Raw genomic sequence first — 12222 nt, forward strand, 5'->3', positions numbered from 1 at the left:
TTGGAAAAGAGACCAACCGACGTAAAAATCGCGTAGCGATGTAATATTGGTAGATTCGAAGAGTGTGATACGTTTTGTTAATGCCGTCAGGCATGAAACAACAATGCTTTGCTGTTTCATGCCTGACGGCATTTAGACCGATGCAAACCACCTGGTAGCTACCAATATTACATGCCTAACGGCATTTCAATGACATGGATCAATCATGTCCGTCGACAGAATAGCCGGAAAATGAAACAGTGCTACGCCCGGTGGGCCGCAGCGACTTGTGTCCCTTCCAGCAACACCCACATCGCTTCCCGGCAAATCTTCTCTGCATCGATCATCGGGAGGAAGCTTTCATTTGAGCAGAAGGAGAAATCCATTTTGCCGGCGAAAGTGCTTACGACGAGGGTGTTCGGATTGCGCCAGGGGAACCCCACGGAGGGGCTGTGAATGGCCCGGACGCTGAAATTGTTGTAACTCACCGGAATATCCAGTACACCCATATTGGAGATTGTAATGTCGTGGCTGCCCTTGGTGGAGCGCATATGCCGGAGTAACGCTCCGGTGGAGCCGTGAAAGTACTCGGTGATGAACATCATTTCGGCTGCATTCACGTTTTCGGCTTTTTCAACCAGCGCTTGTTTCATTCTCCGGCTTTCCGCCCAGAAATCATTTTGCGCATGTTTGTGAGTCAGCGAAAGTTCCACAATCGGGGCGAATGCGAACAGGTGGTCGCGGCCGATAGCGGGCAGGTAGCGCCGGATGTCCACGGGGCTGATGACCTTGTTACGTGCCGCTTTTCCCTTCACCGACCGGTGCGCGAGCAGCGAGGCGGTACACAATGCCGCCTGGATCGTCGTTTTTTCGGTCTTGCACTTTTTGACCAGTGCGCTGGTTGTTTCTTTGTCGAGCGTATGCGTGAGCAGGTAGTAATCACCTGTGCGCGGCGCGGGCTTGGGGTTCAGGATGGTAAAAAGGCCTTTCGCCAGCACCGAAAACAGCTTCCCTTTCCAATGGATCATCCGGCTGTCGCGGATCGAAGCGGGTACAAGGGAATCGACGGACTGGAAGCCTTCGTAAGGTTCGAGTTCCATTTCAGCATCGTCGAGCAGGAGAAGCAGTTCGCGCATGAGGGTTACGAAGCCGGAGCCGTCGCACACACAATGCGGGCATACGAGGAGCATATCTGATACGGTTTCCGATCGCAGCCATACCAGCCGTGCAGCGGGGTCTTTCTTCAGATCAAACTGTTTTTCCCATTCCAAAAGACTTATTTCTTCCCATTGAATGTCGGATATCCGTTCGATAATATGAATCGGGATCGGTGGAATATCCGGATTGGTAACAAATGCAGGGACATTTGTCGCGTTTTTCCTGACATTCGAGCGAAGTAAAGGGTGCCGGTTTTGAATTTTAGCAAGTGCATCGGCTACCTGTTGTTCGGAAAAATGTCCTTCAATAGTCGCTGCAAAAACGCAATTCACGGGTGCGAGTCCGTCGGCATACATAATGCGCTCTCCGACAATCATCTGTCTGTTCATTTCAAATCCGGGATAGTAAGGGGTTTAGTTTCGAGTAAATGCTTTTTGAGCAGTTTCATCGCCGTGCCGATGATGAATTCGGCGTCCTGGCGGGCAATATATTTTTCTTCGGAGTGAAATGCGAAATCCATGCGTCCGCGGAACGTCGATACCGACACTTTCGAGGGATTCCCCATCGGGAATCTTGAAAGGGGGCAATGCACTTCGGTAACCCGGAGCGGCCCGTAAGTTTCGTTCAGCGGAATGCGGCCAATGTTGGCAAATGCGAAGTCGTGGCCGCCCTTACCGGCTTTCGCATATTTAATGCTGCGCGGGTAAAGCGGTACCAGGTATTCGCTGAAAAGGAGTAATCGGGCAGCGTCGGTTTTTGCGAGTTGGTTTTGCAGGCGTGCTTTCAAGGCGTTGGCCTGCTCGCGAAATCCGTTTTTGTCCTTCGGCGTTTCGAGGCCTACCATGGACGGGAACGGGAACAGGTGGTCTTTTTCTATTTCAGGTAAAAAACGGCGCATATCCACGGAGGCGAACATTCTGCCGCTCGTGGGCACATTGCCGGCGCGCGCGAATGCGCGCATGAACACGAGGACCAGCGCGGTGTTGAGGTGAATGCCTTCTTCTTTACAAACAGAAAGCAGCGTGGCCGTTTCTTCCTCGCTGAGCTTCCAGCGGATGGTGTAGAAACGGTCTTTTACGACTTCTTTCATGGCGGATACTGCCAAAAGGAAGATGCGCGTAATGCCCGCGATAGCCTTACCAGTGAGCCGGTTGAGGATGCTCTTCCTCACGGCTGCAGGTACCAAAGCTTCGGGTGAAAACGCCGGATAGGGGCGCAGTTCTTTCGCCGGGTCGCTGAGGCATTCGAGCAGCTCGCGCATGATGGTCATAGCCGAAGTGGCGTCGCCAATGCAATGGTGGCAGACGACCAGCAGTTCCGAAACGTGCCCGGACCGCACCCAGGCAATCCGCGCCAGCGGGAGATTGGTTTGGTTAAAGGGCGTGCCCCATTCCGTTTCCGCCTCCTCGATCCAGGTCTCTTCTGAAAGCCTGTCGACGATCCGCAGGGGAATGGGTAATATCGATCCCGGCGTTACATACCAGGGAATACCTTGGGAATCGGTTTCCACGGTAACGTTCAGGAATGGATGCTTTTGCTGGATTTTCTGCAATGCGCCGATCAACGCAGTTTCGTCAATCGCTCCTGCTATTTTTACCGGAAATACCACATTCACAGGCGTATCCGCGCCTGCGTACATAGAAGCTTCCAGAAAGCCCAACCTTCTTTTCATAGACGCACGGAATCGGGTATGGCTACGGTTTCAAAAAGGATTTCCATGGCTTTTTCCCGGATTTGCATAGCGGTGTCCCGCGGCATGAATTTCTGGTTTGAAACGAATGAGAAATCCATTTGGCCGTTGAAAGTGGTGGTAATGATGGTATTGGGGTTCGCAAATGGGCCAATGACCGTCGGGCTGTAAATGGTATCGACTGCGAAATTCCGGTATTGCGGGGGAATGTCGAGCTTACCCATATTGGAAAACATAAAATCGTTACCCACTTTGGCATAGGTGAGGAACCGGCGCAGCTTGTGGACGGCACTGTGGGATGCCTCCATGATCATCGTAAATTCGTAAGGGTTCAGCTTCGCCATCTGTTTGGAAACGTGGGTTTGAAGCGACTTGGCCTTTGCCCAGAACCCGGATCCAATGGATTGTTGAAGACTGATATTCAATGCTAACCCGTACGAAAACAGCATATCGCGCTTCACCTCGGGCATATAGCGGCGGATATCCACCGGACAAGTTGCTTTTCCATGCGCCCCGGCGCCATTTACCGCTTTGAATGCCTCCATCAATGCAAGCCCGATGGCGGTATTGACCGTCACACCTTCTTTTTTACAATGGGTAAACAGCGCTTTCGACTGCTCCGTACCCAATTTCCAGTTGACTAAGTAGTCGCCTGAGCGTGGAGCCGGTTTTCTTTGTGTTGATATAAATAAAGAACCTAATGAAAGCCCCAGATTGACCAGCGCGGCAGAGAGCTTCGCCTTAAAGCGGTTACGGCTATTGTCGAGGATTTCGCCCGGTACCAGGTCGCGGATGCTTTCGAATGCCGGTGCTTTGCCAATCTCCGCCTGCGGATCATCAAGCAATGCCAGCAGGTCGGAGAGTAATGCCACACCTGAGCCGCCGTCGCACATGCAGTGGTGAAAAGCCATAATGAGGTCCGACACTTCGGTGGAGCGTATCCAGGTGATGCGGAACAGCGGGCCGTTGGAAACACCGAACGAAGCGCCCAGTTCATGTACGGTTTCGCGGTTCCAATCATCCTCATCGGTGCGTTCCACGATCCTGAGGGGGATCACAGGGGGCACCGGCGGGCTATGGAAGTAAGGCCTTCCAAGTAGATCTATGCCAATGGCGGTGCGAAGCATGGCGTACTTTTCCTGCAAGCGGGCGAGTGCCTGTATAAGCCCCGCATGGTCGATCGCGCCGTCGATTTTGAGTGCATACACCCCATGAAATGGCTCGGTACCATCGCCGAAAAGCACTCTCTCGAGGAAAAGCAGGTTTCGTTTCATCGGTCAGGCGGTTTCGGTTATACGGTTGGCGATCGCAAAATCTTCGAGCAATGAAACCGCTTTCGCATTACCGCCCGCGGCATTGAACGTGTCGCGGATATGCTGGGCGGCGTTGCGGTACTTCGGATTTTCAAGCAGTTCCCGCATCGCGTTTTTTACGTCGGCCACACGCAGCCTTTTATACCTCACTTTAATCCCGCAGCCGGCATTTTCGATCAATGCCGCGGTGTGAAAATGGTCGTAGGCAATAGGGGTGATGAGCATCGGCAGGCCGTTCATGAACGTGTCGTTCACGGTATTGAACCCGCCATGGCAGATCACCGCATCCATTTTTGGGATAATATCAGCCTGGGGCACAAAACCTTGAACGATAAAGTTCTCCGGCCATTCATCGATCACCGACGGGTCGGTAGCCGCCACAATCGTGATCGGTTCGTTGCCGAATGCTTCGATCAGTTTCAGGAAAAACTCCTTGCGGATATCGACCAGCAATGTGCCCAGCGATACGAATATTTTGGGCGTAGTAGCTTTTTCGAGCCGTTCCCAGTCGAACGGGGTGTCATTGGGCCTGCCTTTCACCGGCCCCACAAATTTCATGTGCGGATCGGGCTCGGGGAAGCCGGCAAACTCCTTGGAAGTGAACACAATGTTCATCTCATGCGAATGGATCACAAACTCGTCGGTGTAAATGCCGAGCTCGCGTTGCAGGCCTTTGATGAGATTCTGCTGCCATTCGAAAATCTTCGGGGCAGAGTTGGCGGTATCGCCCATTACATCCGGCGGCACGGGCGTGGTCGTCACACAGGGAATGCCTTTGAGATGTGCTGCCAACGCCCCGCCGAAGGTAATGCAGTCGTTCACGATCACATCCGGCTGGAAATCCTCGGCCACGCGCGATACGCCGGGCACCATGATGCGCGCAAAGGGAATATAGGTTTCTTCCAAAGCGAGTTTCATCACTTCCGGGCCGGAGAGGGAAGGGCCGTCGTCCTGGCGTTTCAGGATACGCGCGATCTCCTCCTGGTGCGGCGCGAGTTCTGCTTCGGGCAGAATATAGCGGCCGCCTGCGGGAATGTGTTTGTCGGCAAGGGGGATCAGGCCCGTCCATGCTACTTCATGACCATTGGCGATGAGGCTTGCTCCAACGCTGAGTGTGGGACTGATATGTCCGAAAAAAGGGGGTACTACAAAGAGGAATCTAGCCATTATGCAAGACTTTAACGGGTATCTGATCGAGCCACTGCGCCGCGGTGCGAGTGCCGCCAGCTTGCCCGAAGGAGCCCTGGATGCGCCGCGCCGCGAGCCGGTAACCCGGATCATTCAATATATCGTTGACCGCATTTCTAAGGTGCGTTGCTTTAAAACGGTTGAAATTGAGCCTCACCCCGCACCCGTTCGCCACCACGCGCCCGGCCACGTGCGACTGGTCGTAAGCGATCGGGATCACCACCAGCGGCAGGCCGTTCGATAATGCTTCGGACACGGTATTGTGGCCGGCGTGGCACACTACGCCGTCTAGGTGCGGGAGTAATTCGAGTTGGGGGACGCGCTGTTGTACCAAAAAATTGGAAGGCCACGACTCGAACAGCGTTTCGTCCGAAACCACTACCACAAATAGCTCCTGGCCACCAAATGCTTCGATTACTTTGGAAAAGAAATCCTTTTTGAACTGGTGATCGAATGTTGTACCGATGGAAATCAGGATTTTGGGAACGGTTTGGGCCTTCAACTTTTCCCATTCGAAAGGAATGTCGGCAATGCGGTTGCTGATCACCGGGCCTGGGAAGCGGTAGTGATCCGGCAGTTCCATTTCTCCAAAAAACTCCCTTGATGTAAATACGAGCGTCAGCAATTCGGAGGTCGCGAGCGATCTTTCACCCTCAATACCTAGCTCCCGTTGCAGGCCGATGATCTGATTTACCTCCCATTCATGGATTTTGGGCAAATCTTCCATCATTTTCACGGCCGCAGGTGCAGTTGCCGACGTGGCGTAAGGAATATCGAGCAAATGTGCGGCCATACCACCGGCAAATACCTGGTGGTCGTTGATCACGACATCGGGCTGCCAGCTTTGGAGCAACTGCATAATGCCGTCGAACATGTAGCGGTTGAGCGGCACGAGCACCTCTTCGTAGAGGAACTTGATGCTCTCGATGCCATACACATTCTTTTTGGTAATAATGTCGAGGTATTCGGCATTCGCCTGCTTCTCGGAATCGTCCTCGTCGTAGCGGATCACGAGCAGCTGGCCGCCTGCCGGCAGTTTTTCCTGCAATTGTTCGTCCAGGCTGATCCACGCCACCTCATGCCCCAGGGCCAGAAGCTCCGCGCCAACGCTAAGCGTGGGGTTAATATGGCCGGTAAGCGGCGGGACGATGAAGGCGTATTTGGGCATATTGCGGTATGGTATCAATCTTTTGGGCAATCTGGTGCCGGAACGTCTAGCCGGGTCAGCACCGGAGCGTTATTGGTTTTTAGTACCGTCCCCGGACTGAAGTCCGGGGTTATGGATTGCGTCCTCTTTTATTTACTATCGTATCCATTTCCGTCGTATCCATTTCCGTCGGCTTCAGCCGACGGGGCCGGGGCCGGGGCCGGGGCCGGGGCCGGGGCCGGGGCCGATGCCACGCCGCGGGGGCGCTATCCATTTCCGTTGGCTTTAGCCGACGGCGACGGGCGCCGGGCGACGGGGCATTTCGGGCGCCGACGCATTTCGGCCGACGGGCAATGGGGACGGTTCGAGAAATTTCTCGAGTTCCTTTCCTATTACCTCCGGCTGCTGCACGGGCACGTTGTGATCGCCCGGGGCGAGCACGAGCGTTGCATTCGGGATTCTCAAAGCCAGCGTTCGGCCCGATGGCACGCAGTTGGATTCTTCTCCATAAATTAATAGCGTCTCATGCTGGATCGCCGCCACCGCCGGATCATTGAAAAAGGCTTTCTCTCCCTCCATATCGGACCGGATGGAAGTTTCATTAAACAAAAATTCATACATCCGGTGATTCTTCTCCAACTGCCGCTTGCCGGCCAACAGGCGTGTGGTATCGGCGAAGTTTTCAATGTAATGGATCAGGAATTCCTTACTATAAGTATCAATAATCGTGAGCGTTTCCTGTTCGCTTGGGTCGGGGCCTTCGATGATAGCCAGCTTGCCCACGCGTTCCGGGAAACGGGTCGCCATTTTCAACGCTACCAGCCCGCCATAGCTGTAACCGGCCAAATGCGCCTTTTCGATCCCGAGCACGTCCATCAGGTCGCGGAGGTCGTTGGTCATCGAAGTGAGGTCGTAGCCGGTTTGTACTTTTTCGCTCAGGCCATGGCCTTTCATATCGAACAGCACCACGCGGAAATGCTTCGCGAGCAGTGGCGCGATATTGAAATAGTACACCGCCAGGTTACTGAACATCCCGTGCACCATGATGAGCGTCTCCTCACCCGCGGGGTTCAGTTCCTGCACGTGCAGGCGGACATTCGGCAGATTGATTACTGGCATTCCTGAATGTAATTGATGATGTTTTCGAGTTTCAGCTGGATGATTTCGTCCAAGTCCATATTCGACAGCCAGCCGGTGAAATCGATGTTTGAGCCAAAATGATTTTTGACTTTTTCCGAGAACGCTACGATCTCGATGCTGTCCATTTCAAGGTCTTTAGTAAATGAGCTGGAAGGCGTAATATCCATTTCCTCCACAAACTCCTCGCCGATCACCTCGGTGATGAATTGGTGCAGGGTTTCGAAAATTTCCTCTTTGCTCAGCTTGTCTTGTATCAGTTGGTCCATCCGATGATGTAATTAAAATGTTTGATAGTATTGATCCATGTGTCCTGAATGCGCAATGCATCTCCGTCAATTTCCTCGATCTGGTAGGCGCGGGGATTGCCCATGAGCCCTTTCCCGAGCATTTTACCGAATGCCTCCTTCGCTACCCAGCAGCGCGTCATCCATTCGTCCTGATCGCGGCCTGCGAGCAATGCCAGTTCGGCCGACGTGAACACGATTTCCGTAAAACCGGGGCTTCTTGGCTGTATTTCCTCAATATCGATCCCTACCGGACCTTTTTCGCTGGCGATGGCTACGGCTTCGAGGTTCTTATGTGCCAGTGAGATGTGAATGCCGCCCGTCATCGGGCCGTCGAGGAACGGCTTGCCCACTCCATCCGACCGTATTTCAAACTCAATCGGAAAGTAAGCCTCCTTACGCGAGCGCAGCAGGAGCATACGCGTGGCGTCTTTGGCGGCCACCCGGCTGATCATCCATTCCTTCTTTTTGTTAGGCATCAGGCTCCGCTGGTGCCGTTTTTCGGGCTGGTTGAAATACCTTTTTAAGATAAAATCCCATGAAACAACGCGCTGGTAGGCATTGCGGAAAAGGAACACTCCGGGCGCCACTTCGTCGGAAAGCACGTTCTGCAACGGGGCCATGGATACATTCCAGAGCTTGTCGTCGATTTCCAGGCGGCGGTTCTGCCAGCCTCGGATAATCGCCCAAACTTTCCCCTCGCGTTTGAGGATGAAATCGGCGGTGGCGGTTTCGTCGGTGAGCTCGGTAAGGCGGCAGGTGCATTCGAAAATACCGGCCTGGTCTTCCATTTCGCCATAAAATTCCACCTCGTTGATTTTAACCGGGAATGCAATGCGGTCTTTGGTCAGGGTAAGTTGCAGCCAGAGGCCGAAGAGTTGCCCTGCATTATCCAGCAGCGAGCCTTTGCCCGCGTCACCGGAAATGAGGCCGGTAATGCCGTGTTGAGCCACGCTCACTACTTCCCGGATTCCCTGGTAGGCAGGGCCGTGGAACATATTTTCACGGTAAATCTGCTCCGGCGTAATGGTAATACCGAGCGATCCTCCGATGTCGTAGCCATTTGTTTCGGGCGTGCCTTTCGTTTGTGAAAGCTGGACTTCAGCATTGGCATACTTGTCGAGGTCGAGGTAAACCCGGTCAGGGCTTTTCCACTCGCCGGCGACGGTTTCACGGAAGGGTTCCACCACATTCATCCATTGGAATACCTTAATGGCCATAATCTTCTGCACATGCAGCTCGGGTGCCTGCTCGCGGGCGATGTCGCCGAACACCTCGAAAATCATCGTCATCGGGATCACCGGGTCCATATCCTCTACACAATGCCAGTTAGGCTTCTGTTTAAGGAGTGAATGGTCGATCAGCCAGGGACTGTTCTGTAATGAAATATCGAGTGGCTTCTTGAAGGGCGGGCGTAGCTCTCCGGGCTGCCTAAATACATCGGGCTGAGCGCCTAACCGTGCTGTGGGCTGAGCTACATTTCGGGCGGGAGGCGTTACTGCCGGCCGGTTGCGGAACAACCCCGCGAGCTCCGCCTGCACGAGGGCTATTTCATCCATATTTGCCGATAATGCCTTCATTACCGGGTGTGCGACATCGTCCAGCGCCAATTCCTTTTTGGGCTGGCTGAATGTAATTTTCTTCAAAGAATCCAGCTCGGTCACGAACGGCGAGCCGAGTTGGAGCTTCATCGGTTTGCGCCGCGGGGGTTGCTGCGTTTCGATGCCCATGAATGCGAGGTCGATATCTTTACCCTCCACAAACAATGCGGCCATCACGCGTTGCAATTGTTGCAAGCCGCCGCGGATCGGCACATTCGAGGCAATGGCGCTGTATGGCTTGCCTTTCAAAGTGTCATCCACAAACCCCACAAGCCCGCCCGAGCCGACTTGCACAAACATGCGCACGTCCTGGGCATAGAGCTTATCGATCAGCTCGCGGAAGCGCACCGGCTTCACCAGGTGCTCGACGCTCAGCGAACGGATTTCGTCAAATGATTCGGGGTAAATGTCCAGCGTGGTAGCCGACCAGAGCGGAATGCTGGTCGGCTGAAACTCCATGGTTTCGAGGCCGTCCAGGATCCGGTCCAGCTTATCCTTCACGAAGGGTGAGTGGAAGCCGGACTGGAACGGTAGCTGTTGATGGAAAATTTGATGCGCACGCAAAATGGCCGAGAAATCTTCGACCGCCTCGATGGTACCGCAGAGGATCACCTGCTGCGGACAGTTGTCGATGGACAAATAGATGTCCTGCTTGCCTTCCAGCCATGGTTTCAGCTGGTCGTATCCGCAGCCTACCGCCAGGAATTTCGTATTTTTTACTTCAAAAAGTTCGGGATTTAGCCGGGTAAGCAGCTGCAAAACCGATGCTTCGGAAGCCAGTCCGGAAGAGCGGCCCGCGAGCCATTCGCCCAGGCTGTGGCCGGCATTCATGTCGGATTTTACACCGAGTTTCTTAATGGCGGAATCGAGTATCCTGCTTTTTTCGAGCAATTTCATCGCCGTATTGAAAACCGATTGCTCATCGCTGCTTTCACCCGCCTCGAACCGCGGCAGGTTGAAATACTCGGCCACGCTGTCGATCTCTCCTCCCGCAAGGCCATCGAGGCCGGGGAAGAGGAATGCGGTTTTGCCACCGTTGGCCAGCAAAGGTTCATGGGTATACCAAATGTCCTGCTTGTTGCGCCAGACATTGTTTTTGGTCACTATTTTAACGGCCTTTGCAATGCGCTCGGGCGTAGGTTCAAAAATCGCCACGCGGTAGTTGCCCGAGCCGGTTTCTTTTTCGCCGGTTTCCAACGCCGCGAGCAATGCTTCGTGTGTGGGGCGCGCGAGGAGTAAAACTTCGTCGCGAGCCGCGACATTTGCGGTGGTATTAGCTGCGCTGCTTGCGCTGTTTTTTGGACTTTTGTCCCAGCCTTCCAGCACAACGTGCGCATTAATTCCGCCAAATCCGAATGCATTTACGCCTGCATACCGCGGCAAGCCCGACTGTCGCCAATCGGTAAGCTGCTTCACAGGCTCGAAACGCGTATCGGCCAATGCTTCCACCGGCTCCTCGCAATGCAGGGTAGGGGGCAGCTGGCCGTGGTACAATGCAAGGACAGTCTTGATAATCCCCGCAATACCCGCCGCAGGCATTGCATGCCCGATCATCGACTTCACGGAGCCGATACCGGCCTTGGTACCCGCATTTCCGAATACCGTTGCCAGTGTTTCCAGCTCCGTTTTATCGCCAAGCGGCGTGCCGGTGCCATGTGCTTCGAGGTAGCCGATCTGGTCGGTGCCGATGCCGGCCATTTCCCACGCCTGACGGATGGCTTTTACCTGTCCGTGCACGGTAGGGCTCATGACGCTCGCGCCCGCGCCGTCGCTCGATACGCCTACGCCCTGGACCACCGCATAAATGCGGTCGCCGTTCGCAAGCGCGTCGGAAAGTCTTTTTAATACCACAAAACCACAGCCCTCACCGATCAATAGCCCGTCGGCGCGTTGGTCGAAAGGCCTGATCTGCTGGTTTTTGGACAATGCGCCCAGCTGGTGGAAAATGCTCCAGAACGGCGCATTCTGGCAGGCATGCACACCACCGGCGATCATCATGTCGGCCCGGCCGGAGTTGAGCTCCTGTACCGCGTGGTCGATCGCGAGCAGCGAGCTCGCACAGGCGGCGTCCAACGTGTAGGCGGTACCACCCAGGTCGAGGCGGTTGGCTACGAGCGAGGCGGTCAGGTTAGGGATCAGCCCCATGGCTGTATCCGCCGAGAAACGTCCCTTTTTCTGCTGGAATTCGCTTTTTATTTTTTCAAGATCTTCACTTTTGAGGTCTGGCAAAATGCTTTGCAGCACTTCCACGATCTGCTGGCTCGTACGCACGATCTCGATCGCACGCGTAGCGCCCGGGCCGGTGTAGTTACCCTTGCCGATGATAATGCCCGTTTTGGCAAAATTAGCGCCATTGCTGCGGCAGCCGTTGCTGAACGCGCGGGCGTCGAGCAATGCCTTATGGGCGAGGCTTAATGCAAGCAGCTGCTCGGGCTCGGTACCTTCCACAGCCAGCGGCAAAATGCCGAACTGGATCGGGTCAAATTCGGCGTAGTTGTCTATAAATCCGCCGCGACGGCAGTAAAACCGGTCGACGGAGTGTGCGCTTGTCTGTTCATTTTCCTGAAAGAACAGGCTGCCCATCCGGCTTTCGGGCACGGTTTCGATGGCGTCCACACCGGCACGAATATTTTCCCAGAAGGCGTTCAGATCGCCTGCCCCCGGGAAAATACCCGACATACCGATGATGGCTATATCTGCATTTCTCTTCATGATGTTGTTC

8 protein-coding genes are annotated in these 12222 nt (G+C 54.4%); all 8 read right to left on the reverse strand.

Annotated features, from left to right (window positions below):
- Window positions 1-242 precede the first annotated feature (242 nt).
- Window positions 243-1526, reverse strand: a complete 1284-nt coding sequence (locus tag J2Y43_RS28435) for a condensation domain-containing protein (protein WP_309990537.1) — start codon at window positions 1524-1526, stop codon at window positions 243-245.
- Entirely contained in the window at window positions 1523-2809 is a 1287-nt protein-coding gene (locus tag J2Y43_RS28440) for a condensation domain-containing protein (RefSeq protein WP_309990543.1), read from the reverse strand. Before J2Y43_RS28440 ends, J2Y43_RS28435 begins: the two co-directional genes overlap by 4 nt.
- The gene (locus tag J2Y43_RS28445) at window positions 2806-4101 is read right to left on the reverse strand and encodes a condensation domain-containing protein (protein ID WP_309990546.1); all 1296 of its coding nucleotides are present in this window, start codon (window positions 4099-4101) and stop codon (window positions 2806-2808) included. The genes J2Y43_RS28440 and J2Y43_RS28445 overlap by 4 nt, the downstream gene beginning before the upstream one ends.
- 3 nt (window positions 4102-4104) lie before the next feature.
- Window positions 4105-5307 (reverse strand): nucleotide disphospho-sugar-binding domain-containing protein, encoded by a 1203-nt coding sequence (locus J2Y43_RS28450; RefSeq protein ID WP_309990551.1) that lies wholly within the window; start codon window positions 5305-5307, stop codon window positions 4105-4107.
- Window positions 5300-6496, reverse strand: a complete 1197-nt coding sequence (locus J2Y43_RS28455) for a nucleotide disphospho-sugar-binding domain-containing protein (protein ID WP_309990556.1) — start codon at window positions 6494-6496, stop codon at window positions 5300-5302. Before J2Y43_RS28455 ends, J2Y43_RS28450 begins: the two co-directional genes overlap by 8 nt.
- Window positions 6497-6760: 264 nt before the next feature.
- Window positions 6761-7594, reverse strand: a complete 834-nt coding sequence (locus tag J2Y43_RS28460) for an alpha/beta hydrolase (RefSeq protein WP_309990559.1) — start codon at window positions 7592-7594, stop codon at window positions 6761-6763.
- Window positions 7585-7881, reverse strand: a complete 297-nt coding sequence (locus J2Y43_RS28465) for a phosphopantetheine-binding protein (RefSeq protein ID WP_309990564.1) — start codon at window positions 7879-7881, stop codon at window positions 7585-7587. Before J2Y43_RS28465 ends, J2Y43_RS28460 begins: the two co-directional genes overlap by 10 nt.
- Entirely contained in the window at window positions 7869-12212 is a 4344-nt protein-coding gene (locus J2Y43_RS28470; protein ID WP_309990569.1) for a beta-ketoacyl synthase N-terminal-like domain-containing protein, read from the reverse strand. Before J2Y43_RS28470 ends, J2Y43_RS28465 begins: the two co-directional genes overlap by 13 nt.
- Window positions 12213-12222: the final 10 nt, after the last annotated feature.

The sequence above is a fragment of the Dyadobacter sp. BE31 genome (assembly GCF_031457695.1).
GTDB lineage: Bacteria > Bacteroidota > Bacteroidia > Cytophagales > Spirosomataceae > Dyadobacter.

Bases quoted from the DNA above. Each gene is read 5' to 3' on its own strand.
- J2Y43_RS28465 (WP_309990564.1), bottom strand. From the start codon at position 7,881: ATGGACCAACTGATACAAGACAAGCTGAGCAAAGAGGAAATTTTCGAA.
- J2Y43_RS28440 (WP_309990543.1), bottom strand. From the start codon at position 2,809: ATGAAAAGAAGGTTGGGCTTTCTGGAAGCTTCTATGTACGCAGGCGCG.
- J2Y43_RS28455 (WP_309990556.1), bottom strand. From the start codon at position 6,496: ATGCCCAAATACGCCTTCATCGTCCCGCCGCTTACCGGCCATATTAAC.
- J2Y43_RS28470 (WP_309990569.1), bottom strand. From the start codon at position 12,212: ATGAAGAGAAATGCAGATATAGCCATCATCGGTATGTCGGGTATTTTC.
- J2Y43_RS28460 (WP_309990559.1), bottom strand. From the start codon at position 7,594: ATGCCAGTAATCAATCTGCCGAATGTCCGCCTGCACGTGCAGGAACTG.
- J2Y43_RS28435 (WP_309990537.1), bottom strand. From the start codon at position 1,526: ATGAACAGACAGATGATTGTCGGAGAGCGCATTATGTATGCCGACGGA.
- J2Y43_RS28445 (WP_309990546.1), bottom strand. From the start codon at position 4,101: ATGAAACGAAACCTGCTTTTCCTCGAGAGAGTGCTTTTCGGCGATGGT.
- J2Y43_RS28450 (WP_309990551.1), bottom strand. From the start codon at position 5,307: ATGGCTAGATTCCTCTTTGTAGTACCCCCTTTTTTCGGACATATCAGT.